The organism is Desulfosarcina widdelii (assembly GCF_009688965.1).
GTDB classification, from domain to species: Bacteria; Desulfobacterota; Desulfobacteria; order Desulfobacterales; family Desulfosarcinaceae; genus Desulfosarcina; species Desulfosarcina widdelii.
Genome location: NZ_AP021875.1, coordinates 3,033,073 through 3,051,260, shown reverse-complemented (window position 1 = coordinate 3,051,260; position 18,188 = coordinate 3,033,073). Strand labels below are relative to the sequence as shown.

The 18,188-nt window shown below is 56.1% G+C and carries 20 protein-coding genes; 13 read left to right on the top strand and 7 right to left on the bottom strand.

Annotated features, from left to right (window positions below; translation table 11 throughout):
• Positions 1-27: 27 nt before the first annotated feature.
• From GN111_RS14325 to GN111_RS14310, 4 genes are read left to right on the top strand one after another with little or no spacing between them, the layout of a single operon-like run.
• Entirely contained in the window at positions 28-252 is a 225-nt protein-coding gene (locus GN111_RS14325) for a hypothetical protein (protein WP_231715744.1), read from the top strand.
• A gap of 45 nt (positions 253-297) precedes the next feature.
• Positions 298-672: a YdbL family probable chaperone protein gene (locus GN111_RS14320; RefSeq protein WP_155304403.1), complete on the top strand. Its 375-nt coding sequence runs from the start codon at positions 298-300 to the stop codon at positions 670-672.
• Positions 657-1,490, top strand: coding sequence for an alpha/beta fold hydrolase (locus GN111_RS14315; RefSeq protein WP_231715743.1), 834 nt, complete (start codon positions 657-659; stop codon positions 1,488-1,490). The genes GN111_RS14320 and GN111_RS14315 overlap by 16 nt, the downstream gene beginning before the upstream one ends.
• Positions 1,491-1,503: 13 nt before the next feature.
• Positions 1,504-2,631: a mechanosensitive ion channel family protein gene (locus GN111_RS14310; protein ID WP_197740551.1), complete on the top strand. Its 1,128-nt coding sequence runs from the start codon at positions 1,504-1,506 to the stop codon at positions 2,629-2,631.
• A gap of 18 nt (positions 2,632-2,649) precedes the next feature.
• Here GN111_RS14310 and GN111_RS14305 read toward each other — a convergent pair whose 3' ends face one another.
• From GN111_RS14305 to GN111_RS14280, 6 genes are all read right to left on the bottom strand, one after another.
• Complete coding sequence (locus tag GN111_RS14305; protein ID WP_155304400.1) at positions 2,650-2,943, bottom strand: hypothetical protein; 294 nt, start codon at positions 2,941-2,943, stop codon at positions 2,650-2,652.
• 12 nt (positions 2,944-2,955) lie between these two features.
• Positions 2,956-3,609 (bottom strand): lactate utilization protein, encoded by a 654-nt coding sequence (locus tag GN111_RS14300; protein WP_155304399.1) that lies wholly within the window; start codon positions 3,607-3,609, stop codon positions 2,956-2,958.
• A gap of 163 nt (positions 3,610-3,772) precedes the next feature.
• Positions 3,773-4,141, bottom strand: a complete 369-nt coding sequence (locus GN111_RS14295; RefSeq protein ID WP_155304398.1) for an STAS domain-containing protein — start codon at positions 4,139-4,141, stop codon at positions 3,773-3,775.
• 162 nt (positions 4,142-4,303) lie between these two features.
• On the bottom strand, positions 4,304-6,373 hold the full coding sequence (locus GN111_RS14290; RefSeq protein ID WP_155304397.1) for a SpoIIE family protein phosphatase: 2,070 nt from the start codon (positions 6,371-6,373) through the stop codon (positions 4,304-4,306).
• A gap of 32 nt (positions 6,374-6,405) precedes the next feature.
• Positions 6,406-7,128, bottom strand: a complete 723-nt coding sequence (locus GN111_RS14285; RefSeq protein WP_231715787.1) for a substrate-binding periplasmic protein — start codon at positions 7,126-7,128, stop codon at positions 6,406-6,408.
• 117 nt (positions 7,129-7,245) lie between these two features.
• On the bottom strand, positions 7,246-7,602 hold the full coding sequence (locus GN111_RS14280) for a hypothetical protein (protein ID WP_155304395.1): 357 nt from the start codon (positions 7,600-7,602) through the stop codon (positions 7,246-7,248).
• Between the two features lie 303 nt (positions 7,603-7,905).
• Here GN111_RS14280 and GN111_RS14275 point away from each other — a divergent pair, with 303 nt between their 5' ends.
• Entirely contained in the window at positions 7,906-8,730 is an 825-nt protein-coding gene (locus tag GN111_RS14275; protein ID WP_170302292.1) for an alpha/beta fold hydrolase, read from the top strand.
• A 106-nt stretch (positions 8,731-8,836) separates the two neighbouring features.
• Positions 8,837-9,958: an aspartate-semialdehyde dehydrogenase gene (gene asd, locus GN111_RS14270; RefSeq protein ID WP_155304393.1), complete on the top strand. Its 1,122-nt coding sequence runs from the start codon at positions 8,837-8,839 to the stop codon at positions 9,956-9,958.
• 271 nt (positions 9,959-10,229) lie between these two features.
• Here asd and GN111_RS14265 read toward each other — a convergent pair whose 3' ends face one another.
• On the bottom strand, positions 10,230-11,243 hold the full coding sequence (locus GN111_RS14265; protein WP_155304392.1) for a hypothetical protein: 1,014 nt from the start codon (positions 11,241-11,243) through the stop codon (positions 10,230-10,232).
• Between the two features lie 336 nt (positions 11,244-11,579).
• Here GN111_RS14265 and GN111_RS33380 point away from each other — a divergent pair, with 336 nt between their 5' ends.
• From GN111_RS33380 to GN111_RS14235, 7 genes are all read left to right on the top strand, one after another.
• Positions 11,580-12,125 carry a hypothetical protein gene (locus GN111_RS33380; RefSeq protein WP_170302291.1) on the top strand — a complete coding sequence of 182 codons (546 nt, stop codon included), beginning with the start codon at positions 11,580-11,582 and terminating at the stop codon, positions 12,123-12,125.
• Positions 12,112-13,746 carry an apolipoprotein N-acyltransferase gene (gene lnt, locus GN111_RS14260; RefSeq protein ID WP_170302290.1) on the top strand — a complete coding sequence of 545 codons (1,635 nt, stop codon included), beginning with the start codon at positions 12,112-12,114 and terminating at the stop codon, positions 13,744-13,746. The genes GN111_RS33380 and lnt overlap by 14 nt, the downstream gene beginning before the upstream one ends.
• A gap of 3 nt (positions 13,747-13,749) precedes the next feature.
• Positions 13,750-14,848, top strand: a protein-coding gene (gene prfB, locus GN111_RS14255) for a peptide chain release factor 2 (protein ID WP_231715742.1) whose coding sequence is annotated in 2 segments (ribosomal slippage) — positions 13,750-13,818 and positions 13,820-14,848 — 1,098 coding nt in all. Because the reading frame shifts where the segments join, the coding sequence is not laid out codon by codon here.
• A 52-nt stretch (positions 14,849-14,900) separates the two neighbouring features.
• Complete coding sequence (locus tag GN111_RS14250) at positions 14,901-15,479, top strand: HD domain-containing protein (protein WP_231715741.1); 579 nt, start codon at positions 14,901-14,903, stop codon at positions 15,477-15,479.
• A 14-nt stretch (positions 15,480-15,493) separates the two neighbouring features.
• Complete coding sequence (gene thiE / locus GN111_RS14245; protein WP_170302289.1) at positions 15,494-16,150, top strand: thiamine phosphate synthase; 657 nt, start codon at positions 15,494-15,496, stop codon at positions 16,148-16,150.
• Positions 16,151-17,146 carry a threonine/serine dehydratase gene (locus GN111_RS14240; protein WP_155304388.1) on the top strand — a complete coding sequence of 332 codons (996 nt, stop codon included), beginning with the start codon at positions 16,151-16,153 and terminating at the stop codon, positions 17,144-17,146. It begins immediately after the preceding gene.
• Between the two features lie 20 nt (positions 17,147-17,166).
• Positions 17,167-18,174, top strand: coding sequence for a potassium channel family protein (locus GN111_RS14235; protein ID WP_155304387.1), 1,008 nt, complete (start codon positions 17,167-17,169; stop codon positions 18,172-18,174).
• The last annotated feature ends 14 nt before the right edge of the window (positions 18,175-18,188 follow it).

Genomic DNA, 18,188 nt, shown 5'->3' with positions numbered 1-18,188 from the left:
CGGATACTGAAATTCCCAAGGAGATTGATGATGATGAGAAATCTGAAGAACCTCTGGCTGCCGGCTGTGGCTGTCCTTTGGGCACTGGGGATTCTCTCCTCATGCGCCACCCGCCACGAGGTGGAAGTAAAGCCGGTTGAAATCAAGCCCATCCACATCACCATCGATGTCAATGTGAAAGTGGACCGGGCGCTGGACGATTTTTTTGGAGATATCGACGAGACCGCCGAAGAGATCAAGCAGTCGGAATGATGCCGGTAAGACCGGTTTTTTTAGGTGATTGAAAGGATGGTAAACATGAACCGGAAAGGTTATCTGTTCTGGATTATGGCGGCATTGCTGGCCACAAGTTTTCTCTTCTCTACGCCGGTTTTCGCAGGGGATATCAAGGCGCGCATGAAAAGCCGGCTGCCTAAGATCGTTCAGCTCAAGGCAAAGGGCGTCATCGGCGAAACCAATGATGGTTTTTTGGCCTTTGTCGGCGCCCAGAAAGCGGAGCAGGACCTGGTGGCTGCGGAAAACGAGGATCGAAAAAAGGTGTACCAGGCCATCGCCAAGCAGCAGGGCACCTCGGCCAAGGTGGTCGGCCAGCGCCGGGCGCTGCAGATCGCGGAAAAGGCCCAGCCCGGAGAATGGCTCCAGGATGCCGGCGGCAAGTGGTATCGAAAATAAAACCGCCGCGCCGATTCGATATTCATTTAAGCGCCGGACGCCTGGAGGCGTTTTGGATCGGCCCGGAACCGGAGGACGCCCCCACCCTCATATTTCTCCACGAGGGGTTGGGATGTGCAGCACTGTGGCGAGACATCCCGGCAAGGCTGGTTGAGATGACCGGCTGCGGTGCCCTGGTGTTCAGCCGTTTGGGGTACGGCGGCTCGGACCCCTGCCCGTTGCCGCGTCCAATCGATTTCATGCACCATGAAGGGCAGGTGGTGCTGCCCGACGTCATCCGGCAATGCAAAATCCGCCATCACGTTCTGATCGGCCATTCGGATGGCGGGTCAATTGCCCTGATCAACGCCGGCTCCTGCCCTGCACCCGGTCTGGCAGGTTTGGTGACCCTGGCGGCCCACGTTTTTTGCGAATCGATCACCCGGCACTCCATTGAAGATGCCCGCCGACGATATCTTACCGAGGATCTCAAGGCACGCCTTGCGGTGTATCATGGCGAAAATACCGACTGCGCATTTTGGGGATGGAACGATGTCTGGCTGCGTCCGGATTTCGCGCACTGGAACATCGAAGCGTTTCTGCCGGCCATCCAGGTGCCGGTGATGGCCATCCAGGGCGAGGATGATCCGTATGGAAGCCCGGCACAGGTCGATGCCATTCGGGATGGCAAGAAAAGTGCGGTGGACGTCCGAATGATTGCCGACTGCGGTCATGCCCCGCATCTGGAACGTGGCGATCATGTTCTGCCCATCGTTCGCGACTTTGTTAGGCATTCTAAGCTTGCAATGGATTCGGAATCCATTGGAATGGGGACATAAAACGTTGGAGAAATTGAGACAATTTTGGCTGCTGGTGGTGGACGTGTGGAACCGGGGATTGCTTGAAACCAGCCTGGGACGCATTTTCGTGGCTCTGGGAATCGTGGTCCTGGCCCTTTTGGTGCGCAATCTGTTTGTCAAACTCGTTGTCGGGTGGCTTCGGCGGATGGCACTGAAAACCGACACACGTTTAGACGATGAGGCCCTGGCCGTGCTTGAACGACCCATGGCCTTCATCCCCGTGCTGGTGGGGCTTTATTTGGCCGTCGACTATCTGGACCTGTCCGGCGGCTTGGCGCTTTTCGCCGATCGTCTGGTGCGTTCGCTGATTGTTCTGATCATCTTCTGGGCGTTCAGGAATCTGGTGACCCCGCTGTCCACCCTTCTGCGTCAGTTGGAACGCTACTTTACCGCTTCCATGATTGACTGGCTGATCAAAGCTATCAAGGTGGTCTTGATATTCATCGGCGCAGCCACGGTGCTGGAAATCTGGGGGATTCGCATCGGACCGATTATCGCCGGTTTGGGCTTGTTTGGCGTTGCTGTAGCCCTGGGTGCCCAGGATCTGTTCAAGAATTTGATTTCCGGAATTTTGATCATCGCCGAGAAGCGATTCAACCCGGGGGACTGGATCAAGGTGGACGGAGAAGTGGAAGGCACGGTGGAAGATATCGGCTTTCGTTCTACCTTGATCCGGCAGTTTGACAAGGCCCCTGTGTATGTGCCCAATGCCAGACTGTCCGACAATTCGCTGATCAACTACAGCAAGATGAGCCATCGGCGCATCTTTTGGCTGATTGGCGTGGAGTATCGCACAACGGTGGATCAGTTGCGTCGAATCAGGGACGGTATCGAGACCTATATCCGTGGATGCGATGCCTTTGACACGTCGCCGGCGCTGCCCACCTTTGTGCGCATCGACCGGTTTTCAGATTCGTCCATCGATATCATGGTTTACTGTTTTACGCGCACCACACAGTGGGGGGAATGGCTGGCGATCAAAGAAAAGCTGGCCTATGAAATCAAATGCATTGTCGAAGGGGCGGGGACGGGGTTTGCGTTTCCCAGCCAGTCGATCTATGTGGAAAGCCTGCCATCTGATCAACCGGAGGTTATACTCCCGCCGGTTCACCAACCCTGAGCGGCAAACGCCAATATTCTATGCTTCGGCCGGCAGTCTCTCTAAAACGTTGCCCTCTTCATCCAGTACGAAAATGAGAAATCCGCCTTCCATTGCATAACTGGCCAGATCCTCGTAGATGATGGCCTGGATTTCATATTTTCCCTTTTTCTCCAGATGCAGATGAAACATGGCCTGCTGGGCAACATCCTTGCTGAGAAACGCGGGGATGAAAGCGACATTATGCTCGGTATCGGTCTGGCCAACGATCTGATCGATGTTGCCGATTTTCTGGATCGCCACATAAAGCCAGGTGTCCGTTCGAATCGTCATTTGCCTCTCCCTTTAAAACCCGATGTCTTCATTGATTAAGACGATTTTTATCCGGTGCTTGGGAAAACATTTTTCGGTGACCGTCCATGTGTTGCAGATTCGATCCGGGCTGCTGCAATTCTCGCATTCGCCTGTCTTCCCGCATGGTGTCTTTTTCTCCAAACGCATCACGTTGACCGGTGCCGCATAATTTTTGACACGATCAAAGGCCGCCTGGCGGTCGGCGACGATTTTATTCCGGCCGATGAAAAGGAGCACCTGTTTGGGCCCGAACGTCAGAGCGGCCACCCGATTGCCGATCATGTCCAAGTTGACCAGATGGCCTGTTTCGGTGACCGCATTGGTGCCGGTGATGAACAGATCCACCAACATGGATTCCCTTCGCCGCTGCATGCTCTGCTCCGGGGACAGGCTTTTGTCATAGGTGTCCAAAATGGTATAGCGGGGATCGTTCTTCAGCGCTTCGTAGAGGCGAGTGCCCACGAAGGTAACGGATCCTCCCCAGGAGATGGTCCTGGGAGCGATTTCCGGAATCAGCGTGTTGTAAGCGATTTTTTTGGCCAGATCCTTGTTGTCGGCAATATAGACATCGAAATTGTTGGACTCCAGGGCCTTTTTCAATTTTTGCAGCCGGATTTCCCAGTAATGGCGGACGGGGTTGTCCATGAACGTCTCCTTTGATTTTTTCGCATGCCCTTTCAGGGTGTGCAGCCGGTTTTTATCCTTCCGATAGATCCCTGTCAAGGCGCACCCGCTGACGCACTTATCCGCAAGCATCGGGCGATGATCGCAAGGATTGAAAGGTTTTTTTGTCTCTTTGCAGCGTCTATTATCCGGTGACCTGGCGCTGCATCCGATCGAGGTAGTCATCCAGTTCCTGCATGTTGGAAAAAACCTGCTGGGACGGAAGGGCCTTGATAATATCGAACACCTTCTGAATCTGGGGCTGCAGATTCAGCAAAATTACCCTCCCGCTATAGGCCTTCATGGTCCGCTGCGCCTTGGCAATCGTCCGTACCCCCATACTGGAAATATAGTCCAGCGTTTCCATGTCGAATACCAGGGTGTGCGGTTCTTCCTTCAGCACCACGTCCACCCGTTCTTCCAAAATGGCGTACGTATTGGTGTCCAACCGTCCTGAGGGAGAAACGATATAGACGCCGTCCATTTTTTGCTTCGATGTAACTGTCAGATTCATGGGCTCTCCTTATCGTGTCCATCCATAAATGGCAAATTTGCCCGATATCTGCGTTGCGCTCAAAATTCACTCCTCGGAATATCTATCCCCATATGCCTGCGGGTTAATTTTTCGCGCGCCTTGATCTCGACCAAATTTGCCTATTTCTGGAAGAACACTTATTCAACGGAAGCGCTTTTCTAGGCGCAGAATATTTTTCCCCTGATCGCGCCGGTAATCCATCCGGTCCATCAGATTTTTAGCCAGCATTATTCCCATTCCGCCCTTGTCCCTTTCTTCAAGGGGTTTTTCACGGCCCACCTGCACGTTCAGCGGGTTGAAGGGAATGCCGCCGTCCTGCAAAATCAGGATCAGGGTGTTGTTTTCGACTAACAGCTCCAGCGTGATGTTGTGATCGAGGTCGTCGCCGAATCCGTAGAAGACGATATTCGAGAAGACTTCCTCGATGGCCAGGGTGACGTCGTGAACCGCTACCCGCGGGCAGGAGGCCGATTCGGCAACCCGGGAAATCGCCTCGACAATCCGTCCCATCTCGTGGATGTCGTTTCGTAAAATGATCCTTTTGCCCGTGTAGCCCATGTGGTGCGGCGAGAAGTAGGTGAGCGAGAGCAGTGTCAAGTCGTCATCCAACGGGCGTTCGCCCGTGAATTCGCGAATTCGGGAGATAATGGCGATTACCCGTTCCTTGGGGGTCAGTCCGGCTGTCAGCGATACGGTGTTCATCAGGGCTTCCTGGGAGAACAGGTGATCCTGGCTGTCCTGCGCTTCGGTAACGCCATCGGTATACAGAAGCAGGCTTTCCCCGTGCTGCATTTTCACTGCGGCCTGGCGGTATTGGAAAGTGTCGTCAAAGCCGATGGCCGGGCACTGGGCATCACTGAGCAGCACTGAATTCCCCTTGCGGCCGATGAAAAGAGGCGGGTTGTGCCCGGCACAGGAGTAGGTCAGTTCACCGCTGTTCAGGTTCAGGACGCCCAGAAACACCGTCACGAAGGTGAGCGAAGGATTGTTCCTGGCAATTTCTCGATTGACATCTGCCAGGATATACTCCGGTTCCGCGAGCAAGCGGGCGCCGGATTTGATCATGGTTTTGGCCATGGCCATGAACAGGGCGGCAGGCATCCCCTTGCCGGACACATCGCCAATAACCAGGCACAGATGATTTCCATCGATGAAAAAACAATCGTAAAAATCTCCCCCCACTTCGCGGGCCGGTTCCAGGCTGGCATAAATGTCGAACTCCTTCCGGTTGGAAAAGGCCGGAAAATCACCGGGGACCAACTGCAGTTGGATTTCCCTGGCCACTGCCAGCTCGCTTTCGATTTTCTCCTTTTCCGCGATCGTTACCTTCAGCGCTTCCGTCTGAAGTTTAACCTGCCTTCTGAGAAATATGTTTCCCAGGATGATCAACCCCATGATGACGGCGATGGCGCTCAATACCCATAAAGGGCGCAACCAGAGTGGCAGCGTCACTTTCCGTACGCCCTGTGTCCAGCGGTCAAGGGAGCTGTAAAAGATCGAATTGGGGTTCTCTTTCAGTTTTTTTAAATGGCTGTCCAAGGTGGAAAGAATTTTTCGGTTTTGGTTCTTGGAAACGGCAAACCGCAATTCCGTGTGCCTGAAGCTGACAGGACTTCTTCTCACCCTGAAGCGTTTTTCATAGTAGGCCCCGTAAAGGTGGGAAACAATGCCGGCGGCCACTTCTTTATGATGAACCAGGGACAACACCTCGCCGTAGGAGTCCACCTGTACGAAGCGGGAACGAATCTCGAATTTTTCCAAAATTGTGGCGAAGGCCTGAAAATAGATGTCGGACCCGACTACGGCCACAGCCTTATCCTGAAAATCGAGGATGTCCGATAAGACCGCATCCGAAGCGGTGTACAACTGCCCCCAGTCGGCAACGATGGCCTCCTGGCCGAGAATGAACCTGTTTTCGTGTTCCTTTGCGACGGCCATGCCCGGAAACAGATCGACGGTGCCTTCTTCCAGGCGACGGATGCACTCGCTGTAGGAACCGGGAAGATAGCGTATCTGCCAGCCTTCTTCGTCCGCGATATCGTTGAGAAGATCGAAGGCAATGCCCTTAACCTGGCCGTCGGTGTCCGTGAAGATTAGAGGGGGGTTCTCATTAAAGCCCACGACGACTGGGCCGTCGGCGACGGATGCCGTGGCTCCCCAGTGCAGCCAGAAGACAATCAGCAGAAAGATTGGGCAAATTCTGTTTTTCACGAGGTCGTATGGAGGTGCATCGTTCAACCGGTTCAGTTGTTCGGGGGAATAAGATAACTTCGGAAGATATCATCCAAACGTCCCTGTTTTCGCATGTCTTCAATCTCCCGGTCAAGGGCTGAGATCAGGGACGCATAGGCCGATTTTTTCCCGATCAGAATATGAAAGCCGCTTTCGGAACCGACACCGTTGGTTTCCACAATTTTTTCTGAAAGCCCCAAATCGACGATATGGGGGGCGGCCAGGATCTTTTCCTCGATGATCAAGTCTCCCCGCTTGGACGCCAGCATGCGATACATGCCGTCCACGGTGGTGGCGAAGGAAACGGGTATGCCGACCCCCTGCACTTCGTTTTCAGTCCAGCCGTTGCCAAGATAGGAAATGACCCGATAGCCGCCATTCTTGATGGAAGCCAAACCGTTGAGCAAATGGATTTCATGAATTCTGGGGTGTTCTCGAAAGGTATACAGAATGCGGCGCTTGACCCAGATGGGCCGGTTGTGGGTCACTGAATATTTCCTTCGTTCCGTAGTGGGGATGGTCACCATGATATCCGCCTCGCCGCTTTTGACCATCCGTTGGCATCGCTTCCAGGGGTAGATGGCGATATCGACATGGAGCCCAAGTCTTTTTTGGAACACCTCCATGACGATATCATGGAAAAATCCAGAAAAATTTCCCTCCTCGGTCCGAAAATTTGCCGGAGGATAGTCGGTGAAGACCCATTTAACGACGTCCTGACTTCTGGCGGGCATCGCCGAAGCGAAGAGAAAAAATAATACAGCGAGTATTTTTATACTGTTCGACATGACGGGGACCACCTGTTCAACGGGTCTCGCGTGCCGGAATCAAACGATTTTAATGGGCTTTCTTCAATAATTAACGGCTCCGTTGACTGACTGGCCCAGTGGACTCATCTCTTTTCCGCATTTGGGGCAGAAGATGGCGGCCATATTGTGATTGTCCATGATGGCTTCTTCCGGGAGGTCGATGAAAAACGGATCTTCTCCGGTTCCGCTGCAGATTTCGTTGTAACAATAAAAGCGATGGGTCTGGATGGTGTCTTCCGGCGCCGGCGGTAATTGTTTCATGGGCTTGCCGCACCGGGGACAGAAGATGGTGGCCATATTGTTGCCGTCCATCACGGCTTCCTGAGCGAGTTCGAGAACGAACGGCCCTTTATCCCCATGGGTGCAGCTTTCGCTGTTGCAGTAGAATCGGGTGGACATAATGTGTGCTCCTTTGGTTTTTTTGATAAAAAACAGTTTAAACGCGTTGCTATTGGTTTACAAGTCTTTGTTCGGGTTCCTCAGGATTTAATGATCCGGCGTAACGGGGACCGATTTGTTGCGCCGTTCCTCCATGAACAAATTTAACGAGCCATTGTTAGGAACAGGTGTGCGCCATTTTTTTATTTCGCCAATAGGATGGTATCGAAAGCGCCGTTTGTCAAAAAAATGGGGGTCCATTTCATCAAGATGCAGAACTGTGGTATATAATCACTCCTGCCGGATTTGATGAGGGGACACAAGATGGCCTACTTTAGAACCCGTGACGGATGCAGCCTTTACTACGAAACCGTAGGATTCGAACTGGCACGGCCGGTGGTGGTCTTTTTGAACGGCACCCTGCAGACGACCATGTACTGGAAAGTGATCGCCGGATCGCTGAAGCCCGAATTCCGCTCACTGCTCTACGATGCCAGGGGGCAGGGGGAAAGCGAACTCGGGGCGCTGCCACTCAGCCTGGATCTGCACGTAGAAGACCTGACGGCGCTGCTCGATCACCTCGCCGTCGGGCCGGTCAACCTGGTTGGGGTGAGCCACGGCGCTCTGCTGGCCTATGCCATGGCCCGGCGCAACCCGGAAGCGGTCAACCGGATGGTGCTTTGCTCCATCGGCGTCCGCCCGACGACTCGCGCCCGACTGATCGTCCGGGCCTGGCGATCCATCGTTCAAAACGGCGGCCTCGAGCCCATGGTTGACGCGGTCCTGCCGCACGTTTTCGGGGAGGCGTTTTTAAACCGCAACAGCAGGCACCTGGAACGCGTGGCCAAAACCATTGTCCGCCGCAACCGGGGCCCCTTTCTTCAGGCCCATTTGTCGGCCATGACTGCATATCCGCGACTGAGGTCCATGCTCAAAAAAATGGATATTCCCTTGCTGGTGATGTCCGGTTCGGACGATTCGCTGGTCAGTGCTGCCGGTGCCGCCGAAGTGGCCGAGAAGAGCGGCGGCAGGCACATGGTTGTCCGGGATGCCGGTCACTCGATTCCGGTGGAAGCGCCGAAGTTGTTTCTAAAAACGCTCTCGCAATTTCTTTCGGACCGCTGGTCCGGAATGCCCGAAGGGTTCTGACAGAAAACTTCTTGACAACCGGACAACCCCGCCTTTAATCAGACAAAACGACTGGTTATTGTCAGGTGCGAAAGAAAATTCAACAATAAAAAGGAGTCAATAAGCGATGGTCAGTGTAGGCGTTGTCGGATGGCGGGGAATGGTGGGATCGGTTCTCATGGACCGCATGCGGCGTGAAGATGATTTTTCGGCTTTCGAGCCCGTCTTTTTCTCAACCTCGCAAGCAGGAAAAGACGGGCCGGAGATCGGTGGGGCCGTAAAGCCGGTCCTGGATGCCAATGACCTGGAGAAACTGGCTGAAATGGCGGTAGTCGTCTCCTGTCAGGGAGGCGGTTATACAGAGCGAATCCATCCGGCACTTCGGAAGAAGGGCTGGAGCGGCTACTGGATCGACGCCGCATCGACCCTGCGAATGAAAGACAACAGCGTCATCGTCCTCGACCCGGTAAACCGGCACGTGATCGACCGGGCACTGGACGAAGGCGTCAAGGATTTTATCGGCGGCAACTGCACGGTTTCCTTGATGTTGATGGCGGTCGGCGGCCTGTTTGCCCGAAACTGGGTCGAATGGCTGACCGCCATGACCTATCAGAGCGCCTCGGGGGCCGGTGCCAACAACATGCGGGAACTGGTGCAGCAAATGGGGGTGTTGGGCGAAAAGAGCAAGGATCTGCTGCATGACCCGGCGGCGACCATCCTGGACATCGACCAACGGATCTCTCAGACCCTCGCCGACCCGGATTTCCCCTCGCAATATTTCGGTGCCCCGCTGGCGGCCAGCCTGATTCCCTGGATCGATCGGGCCATGGAAAACGGGCAGACCCGTGAGGAGTGGAAGGGGATCGCGGAGACCAATAAGATTCTCGGGCGATCCGACAGCCCGATTGCCATCGACGGGCAATGTGTCCGCGTCGGCGCCATGCGCTGCCACAGCCAGGCCCTGGCGATCAAGCTCAAAGAGGCGATTCCCCTAAAGACCATCGAAGAAGCCATCGCCTCGGCCAACGACTGGGTGTCGGTGGTTCCCAACGACAAAGCGGCCACCCTGGCGAAGCTCAGCCCGGCGGCGGTTTCCGGGACGCTGACCATAGCTGTGGGCCGAATCCGCAAAATGAACCTGGGGCCGGAGTACCTGACCCTGTTCACCGTGGGCGATCAGCTACTGTGGGGAGCTGCCGAGCCGTTGCGGCGGGTGCTGAACATTATTCTCGGCCATATGGCGGGATGATTGTATATTTTGCCTTGATTCGGGGCTCCCTTTCAAAGCGATTTCGGCCAAAGCAAACGACCCTTTTTATACCACGTATTTTGATTACGTATAAATCTATGTTTTTTAAGGGTTGTGTTTTTTTTCCGTTGGTGTATGATTCTTTTAATTGGGTGCGTTTCTTGTCGTCAGCTCCTCAATCTCTAACGGTTTGAGGAGCTTTTTTTTGTGCTGTCGCGACTTTGCGTCAGATCGTGCAAGAGGCGCAGACGCCGTTTCAGCCCGCACGCGGTTAAAACCGATAAGAAACACCGGCTTCGAAAGTGAACGAACGCCATTGGACTTCATTCAGGCGTGTATCGGCAGTGGCGCCGTCTGCGTAAAAGATGCGGTCCAATCCCGCGTCGGTGGTCATTTCCTGCACATTCATGCCGGCATGCATCCCCCAGCGACTTTTCGTTTCGAACAGCATCTTGACCCCGGCACGATAGCCGCTGCCTTCCGCTTCGTGGGTAAAGCTGACCGGATGGCGATACTCTTCCCGCAGGTTCCAGTTGGCCTCGGCATCGTAGTCGATCCAATGCACCTCGCCGCTGAACAGGATGCCGATACGGGTAAACGGGCCCTGCTTGCACGGAATCGACACCATGAGGTCCACGCCGATCCAGGGTCCTTCCCAATGGGTTTCGTAACGGCTGTCCAGATTGGCAATGGGGCCGACGGGAGGGGGGTTGGGGGACGAAGAAAGCGCCTGGTAGCCGTCCACGATATTCAGGTCCTGCTCCGAAACGGCATAGCCGACCAGGGGGCTGACCGCCAGGGTGCCGTCAAAAAACGTGAAGCGGGGGCCTACGCCGATGGATCCATCCCACACGCTGTTGCCGTCCACCGAGTTGGTCGAACGGGAAAATTCCAGGGTGCGATCGTCGCCGTCGTAGTCCGAGTCCCGATTGTCTCCGGAGGCGACCATCCCATAGTTCAGGTTGCCGCGGATATAGAACCGATCCTTGATGACGGTACGGTTGGACAGGTTGAATTGGTAAATTTTGACACCGGACCATTTGAGTTCACTGCGCACGTTGGGATTTTGGCCCTGCAGGTTGCCGGCGATATTCCAGTTCAGGTTGTCGGTCCGGTAGCCAGCGGAAAGCTCGAAGGTGGTGGCCGCCCAATTTATAAGGGGGCGGACGGTTGCCGTATTTTCCACCGGTTCCGGCGGGTCCGGTTCCGGCTGTTGGGAGAATGCAGGAGAAGCAGGGGAAAAGAGGAGCAGTCCGATCATCACCACCGTGGCAAAGAGTCGCATGGGCAGCCTTTCAGCAGAAATCGCATTTGAAAGTTGATGGCAATCGGCCCGATGGGCCGTCCGTGCCGGCCCGGACGGGCCGTTCGACTCTCATCCCATGAAAACGGATGAAATACAAGCTTTGAACACGGCAGCTGCCATCTTGACTTGCTATCGCTGGTGATTTAAAGTTGGCGCGTTTTTGTTTGACGACCAGCGAATCGGGCCTTGTCAGGGGCAGTGGCAAACGCTTCGCACCGGTCGGAAGGCAGCGCCCGAAAAACGGCGTTGCCTTTGGTTTCTGGAGCCGGCGGGACACGCAAAAAATATGGTCGAGGCTGCTGGCGGAAGGGATGTATGAACATTACCGAAAAGATAGATGCGCTGGCTGCCCGTGCCGGTGAGCAGCTTTTTCAGTTCGCCATCGACCGGGGGGACATGCAGGCGATCCTGGATGCCCTGCCGCCCGCGATGCAGGAAAAGCGGGTCGCCCTGGAATACGAGATTCAACTGCTCAGAATTATTTCCGTCGGTTGGGCGATCGCGTTTTTTCTGGCCGACGACCGGTTGAAAAATCCTGTCAATCAGCATTTCTGGGAGAATATCAGGGCGTTCGCCGCCACCCTTTCTTCCTCGGCATCGTTCACTGTGGGGGCTGATATCGACTATTTCGATACCGTCAAGCAGCGCCTCGATTTTTATGTCGGCACCCTGGACAAAGCCGGTGGGATCGACCAACCGGCCATGGTCATCGGTCCGGCCTTTGCCGAGACTTGCGGAGATAAAGACGACGCCTGTGCCACCCTGGCCGGCAGCAAAATGTTTACCCATACCATTCATGCCGTTCGCGAATACCTCCAGGCAGCGGTTGACCAACAGGATGGCAGCGGTGCCCGATCTTAAGTCGAAATGGCTGCCGGCTGTCATCGGCGGGCTTATGCTGACCGCGGCTTTCCCTAAAATGGGATTTTCGCTTCTGGCCTGGATCGCCCTGGTTCCCCTCCTGATCTCTCTGCGGGGATTGGATGGCGGACGCGCGTTTCGGGTTGGCTGGATTTTTGGTATGGCCCACTACCTGACCCTTTTGTACTGGGTGGTCTTCACCATGCGAACTTACGGATACCTGCCGTGGTGGCAGTGCGTCTCCCTTTTGGTGCTGCTGGCGGCCTACCTTTCCGTTTATCCGGGGCTCTTTGCCCTGGCCGTGGTCCGTCTCGTTAATCGACCCGGACACCTGGTGATTCTCGCCCCTGTTTTCTGGGTGGCGCTTGAATATCTGCGCAGCTTTATACTGACCGGTTTTCCCTGGGGAATCGTTGGATATTCCCAGTTTAATCGGTTGCATATCATCCAGATCTCCGATATGTTTGGTGTATACGGCGTCACGTTTTTGATCGTTCTTTTCAATGCCGCCATTTATGTCCTGCTGCTGCTCCTAGCCCAAAAGAAATGGGAGGGGCAGCCGGTGGGCCGAACGCTGGCCGTAAAAGCCGTAGTGATTGCCATTGGGACGATCCTTTTGTCGCTGGCCTACGGCAGTTACCGCATCAAGGCCGTGGACGTTGCCCGGGCCAAGGCCCCGACGGTACGCGTAGCGATCATACAGGGCAATATCGATCAGGCCCGTAAATGGGATCCGGCATTTCAGATCGGAACCACGAAAAAATATGTGGATCTGACGCTTAAAGCCGGCTCGCGGCAGCCCGATCTGGTGGTTTGGCCGGAAACGGCGACGCCCTTTTACTTTTCGGCCAGCCCCAAGCTTACCCGGGTGGTGACCGACGCCGTTCGCCAGGCGGGTACCTACCTGTTGGCGGGCAGTCCCAGTGTGGATGTTGAGAAAGGAAGGCAGATCTACTACAACAGTGCCTACCTGGTAACGCCGGAAGGTGATGCCGGTGCACGCTATGACAAGGTCCACCTGGTTCCTTTCGGCGAATATGTGCCCTTGAAAGGCATCCTGTCCTTTGCCGGAAAGATGGTGGCCCAGGTGGGAGATTTTTCGGCCGGCGAAAAGGGCCGCACGCTGGCCTGGAAAGAAGACAAGGCACCCATCGGCGTGCAGATTTGTTTCGAGATCATTTTTCCGGGTCTTTCGCGGTCGTTGGCAAAAAACGGTGCCGGTCTGCTGGTCAATTTGACCAACGATGCCTGGTTTGGCAGGAGCAGTGCTGCCTACCAGCATTTTTCGATGGCGGTTTTCCGTGCGGTCGAGAACCGGCGTAGCCTGGTAAGGTGCGCCAATACCGGAATCAGCGGGTTCATCGACCCCGTTGGCCGGGTGGTGGCCCAGACCTCCCTGTTCGAAGAAGCGGTGGTGGATCGAAATGTTCCCGAAATGCGGGCATTAAGCTTTTACACCCGCTTCGGCGATCTGCTGGCCATGGTTTGCCTGTTGGGGTTGGCAGGGTTGACGATACGACAACGGTTTCTAACGGGCGCGTTTCCCTCCGGCGGCATGCTGGCGGCGTTGCCCGAAAAACTGAAAGATTGGATCGACCGGATGGTCGGCAAGAGGAGATAAATCATGAGTGGTGAAGCCAAACAGGCATTGAAAGAGCATCGGCAGAAACTCGACCAGCTCAAGGAGTATCTTTGACCTGGGCAGCCAGGAAAAACGATTGCAGGAAATCGAGGCGGAAATCGCCAGAGAAGGATTCTGGGACAACCCCGACGCCACAACGGCCATTTTAAAGGAGCGCACGGGGTTAAGCCAGCGCATCGAGGCCTTCAAAGGCCTGGAAAAGGATCTTGAGGACGCGGGTATCCTGCTGGAATTGGCCGTCGAAGAGGACGATGCCGGCACTCTGGCCGAGGTATCCGGTCAGATTGGCGAGCTGGGACGCCGCATGCGCCAGCTTTCCCTGGATATGATGCTGGACGGTGTCGACGACCAGAACAACGCCATCGTTTCCATCAACGCCGGTGCCGGCGGTACCGAGGCACAGGACTGGGCCGAAATGCTTTTTCGCATGTACCTGCGATGGGTGGAAGCCAAGGGGTTCAAGTCCACGATCGTCGATTTTCAGCCCGGCGACGAGGCGGGTATTAAAAGTGTCACGTTCACCGCCACCGGCCTATACGCCTATGGCTATCTCAAATCGGAAACCGGCGTTCACCGTCTGGTGAGAATTTCTCCTTTCAATGCCAGCGGCAAGCGCCACACCTCTTTTGCATCTGTTTTCGTATATCCGGAGCTGGACAATACTATTGAGGTCGATGTCGAGGAGAAGGACCTGCGCATCGATGTGTTTCGTGCCAGCGGTGCAGGCGGCCAGCATGTCAACAAAACCAGCAGTGCCGTGCGCATCACCCACCTGCCTACCGGCATCGTGGTTCAGTGCCAGCAGGAAAAATCCCAGCACCGAAACAAAGACATGGCCATGAAGGTGCTCAAGTCGCGGCTTTACGAAGCGGAAAAGCGCAAACAGGACGAGCGGATGCAACAGATCCACGACGGCAAGGACGACATCGCCTGGGGCAGCCAGATTCGCTCCTATGTGCTGCACCCTTACCAGATGGTCAAAGACCATCGCATCGGTCTGGACGTGGGCAACGTGAACGGCGTGCTGGATGGGGATATCGATGTGTTTATCGAGGGGGTTCTTCTCTCTCGCAAGGCATAGTCGCGCCCGTCCGGAAAAGACCAATGTGCCCGATATCTGCGGTTGTGCTCAAATGATTGACCCCGAAGGTATTGTCAGCCAGTTCTATCCCGTCGGCGGGATCACCCGGGAACTGTTGCTGCGCCACGGCGAGCTGGTGGCGGGCAAGGCCCTGGCGGTTCTCGACCGGGCGCCGTGGCTGGACGCGGATCGGGAATTCGTCGTCCAGGCGGCAATGCTGCACGACATCGGCATCGGACGGACCCATTGCCCGGAACTGGGCTGCACGGGCGATCTACCCTATGTCTGCCACGGCGTCGAAGGCCGGTACATCCTCGACCGGATTGGTTTAAAAGACCATGGGCTGGTCTGCGAGCGCCACGTGGGGGTGGGCATCCGGGCGGACGAAACGCTGCGGCGAAAGCTTCCCTTGCCGGACAGGGACATGCTGCCTCTTTCTCTGGAAGAGCGGCTGATCTGTTACGCGGACAAGTTTTTCTCGAAAACCGACAATGGCCGGCATGAGAAGCGCATCGCCGAGATCTCGGCCGGCCTCAAACGATTTTCACCGGAATACGGGGCGCGTTTCATGGCGCTCCATCGATGGTTGACCCGCCGGCCGGACGGGCCGCAAGACGCCGCCGAAGGGTGACCCCATGGGGGGAAATGATGACGCCAGAAGAAATCCGTGAACACCTTCGCTTCTACTTCATCACGGATGATTCCGTTGATGGGTTCTCGGCTCAGGACCAGGTTCGGGTGGCCCTTGAAGCCGGTGCGACCCTGATTCAATATCGCAATAAATCTTTTTCCCTGAAAGACTTTGAAGAGGTTGAGGCTATCTGTCGATTGTGCCGTCAACGCCGGGTGCCTTTCGTGGTCAACGACGACGTGCTGCTGGCCCGGGCCGCAGGGGCCGACGGCGTTCATGTGGGCCAGGACGACACCCCACCCCGGCTGGCCCGGGGCATTATGGGGCCGGAGGCCATTGTCGGAGTGTCGGTCTCCAGCATGGAAGAACTGGAGCGTACCGACCTGGTGCCCTGCGATTATATTGGCACGGGCCCCACGTTTTCAACCGACACCAAGCGCGACGCCAAAGCGGTCCATGGTCTTTCCGGCCTGCGGGACATCGTCAACCGTTCGCCCATCCCGGCTGTGGCCATTGGCGGCATCGATCCGACCAATGCGCTGGACTGCTTTGCCCACGGCGCCGCCGGTGTCGCCGTCATCAGTTGCATCACCCGCGTCGAGGACCCCGGCAGTGCCGCCGCAGCCATGGCTGCCGCCTGCGGTATTACGCCCGGCGGGGAACGTTCATAAATGGGTTTTGACGAATCGAACACGTCCAGGGAGATCCGCGAGCTGGCCCTGGCCGCGGAAAAGAGAATCCGACCCCATATCCGGCGGACGCCCATGGAGCCGGCCGCCGACCTGAGCCGCGAAAACGAAGGCCGGGTGTATCTCAAAATGGAAAGCATGCAGCATACGGGCTCCTTCAAAGTCAGGGGCGCCCTGAACCGGCTGCTGGCCATGGACGAAAGCGAATTGCGGGCGGGGGTGATCACGGCATCTTCCGGAAACCATGGCCTGGCCACGGCTTTCGGGATGAATCGTCTGGGGATCGACGGGACTATTTATCTCCCCGAGAATGCCTCGCCGCTTAAGGTCAGCATGTTAAAGGACTTGGGCGCTGCGATCCGGTTCCACGGTGCGGACTGCGACCGCACCGAAGCGTTTGCCCGCCAGCAGGCCGAGAAAACCGGAAAAATATACATTTCGCCCTATAATGACACCTACGTGATTGGCGGACAGGGGACCATCGGGTTGGAAATTCTGGACCGGCTTCCCCACGTGGACTGCATTCTGGCGTCGGTGGGCGGTGGCGGCCTGATAACCGGCATTGCCGGAGCGGTCAAAGCGGTTCGACCGGAAACCACCGTCATCGGCTGCCTTCCCGAGAACTCACCGGCTATGGCAGTGTCGGTGCAATCCGGTCGGATTTTGGATGTCCCCATGCAGGAAACCCTTTCCGATGGCACGGCCGGCGGTATCGAACCCGGTGCCATCACATTCGATGCGTGCACCCGCCTGGTGGACCGCTGGCAACTGGTATCCGAAAACGACATTCGCCGGGCCATGGTACTGGTGTTCGAACGCCACCGGCTGGTGATCGAGGGGGCGGCCGCCGTGGCGGTGGCCGGTTTTCTCAAGCTGGCCCCCCGGCTTACGGGAAAGACGACGGTGATTGTGACCTGCGGCCGCAATATCGACATGGGCGTGTTCAGGACCGTTGTCTGCCCAAAAGCCGTTTTATAACGGGAGTTTCGATAATCATTATGGGCATCAGAAGTCGGCTATTTTTTGCGGCAGCCATTCTTGTCGGCACCATGCTGCTGGGCAGCACGGGTTATTATCTCATTTTCGAAGGCAGTTCCAGCTACATCGACTGCCTGTACATGACCGTGATTTCCCTGACCACTGTAGGCTATGGCGAGGTGCTGGGCATCACCGGCAACGTACCGGCCCAGATTTTCACCATGCTGCTGATCGTTTTCGGCATGGGCGTTATCCTATACAGCATCAGTACTTTGACGGCCATGCTGATCGAAGGCGAGTTGACCGGCATGCTCAGGAGAAGAAAAATGGAGAGAAAAATCGAGGCGATCTCCGGGCACTACATCATATGCGGCGGTGGGGAGACCGGCTTCCCGCTGGCAGAGGAACTGGTAACCAGCAAGGCCAAGGTTGTTCTCGTCGAACAGGACAACGCCGTGATTGAACGCAGCCGCCAGATCAAGGGGCTTTATCACGTTCACGGCGACGCCACCGATGATAAAAACCTGGTCGCCGCAGGAATCGAGAGGGCCTCGGGGATCGCCATCTGCCTTCCGTCGGATAACGACAACCTCTATATCACCATGACCGCCCGCATGCTCAATGCCAAGGCGCGCATTATCAGCCGGATGACCAACCGCCGCCTCAAGCCCAAGCTGCTCAAGGCCGGTGCCACCTCCGTGGTCTCCCCCAATGCCATCGGTGCGCTGCGCATCGCCTCGGAAATGATCCGACCGGAAGCCGTTGAGTTTCTCGACAACATGCTGCGCAGCGAGCGCGGCGAATTGCGCATCCATCCAATCGCCGTCAAGAAAAACTCCGACCTGGTGGGCAAACCGATTCTCCAGTCCGGCCTTCGAGACCGGTTCAACCTCCTTTTGCTGGGCGTTCGCAAAGAAGGGGGTGAATTCGAGTTCCGGCCGCCAAGCTCTTTTATCATCGAGGCGGGGATGACCCTGATCGTGATGGGAGACATCGAGAATATCAATCTTGCCCGAGAAGAACTCTGATGGGTTGCGAGGCC

Bases quoted from the DNA above. Each gene is read 5' to 3' on its own strand.
- GN111_RS14325 (WP_231715744.1), top strand. From the start codon at position 28: ATGATGATGAGAAATCTGAAGAACCTCTGGCTGCCGGCTGTGGCTGTC.
- GN111_RS14320 (WP_155304403.1), top strand. From the start codon at position 298: ATGAACCGGAAAGGTTATCTGTTCTGGATTATGGCGGCATTGCTGGCC.
- GN111_RS14305 (WP_155304400.1), bottom strand. From the start codon at position 2,943: ATGACGATTCGAACGGACACCTGGCTTTATGTGGCGATCCAGAAAATC.
- GN111_RS14300 (WP_155304399.1), bottom strand. From the start codon at position 3,609: ATGGACAACCCCGTCCGCCATTACTGGGAAATCCGGCTGCAAAAATTG.
- GN111_RS14295 (WP_155304398.1), bottom strand. From the start codon at position 4,141: ATGAATCTGACAGTTACATCGAAGCAAAAAATGGACGGCGTCTATATC.
- GN111_RS14285 (WP_231715787.1), bottom strand. From the start codon at position 7,128: ATGCCCGCCAGAAGTCAGGACGTCGTTAAATGGGTCTTCACCGACTAT.
- GN111_RS14280 (WP_155304395.1), bottom strand. From the start codon at position 7,602: ATGTCCACCCGATTCTACTGCAACAGCGAAAGCTGCACCCATGGGGAT.
- GN111_RS14275 (WP_170302292.1), top strand. From the start codon at position 7,906: ATGGCCTACTTTAGAACCCGTGACGGATGCAGCCTTTACTACGAAACC.
- asd (WP_155304393.1), top strand. From the start codon at position 8,837: ATGGTCAGTGTAGGCGTTGTCGGATGGCGGGGAATGGTGGGATCGGTT.
- GN111_RS14265 (WP_155304392.1), bottom strand. From the start codon at position 11,243: ATGCGACTCTTTGCCACGGTGGTGATGATCGGACTGCTCCTCTTTTCC.
- GN111_RS33380 (WP_170302291.1), top strand. From the start codon at position 11,580: ATGAACATTACCGAAAAGATAGATGCGCTGGCTGCCCGTGCCGGTGAG.
- GN111_RS14250 (WP_231715741.1), top strand. From the start codon at position 14,901: ATGATTGACCCCGAAGGTATTGTCAGCCAGTTCTATCCCGTCGGCGGG.
- thiE (WP_170302289.1), top strand. From the start codon at position 15,494: ATGATGACGCCAGAAGAAATCCGTGAACACCTTCGCTTCTACTTCATC.
- GN111_RS14240 (WP_155304388.1), top strand. From the start codon at position 16,151: ATGGGTTTTGACGAATCGAACACGTCCAGGGAGATCCGCGAGCTGGCC.
- GN111_RS14235 (WP_155304387.1), top strand. From the start codon at position 17,167: ATGGGCATCAGAAGTCGGCTATTTTTTGCGGCAGCCATTCTTGTCGGC.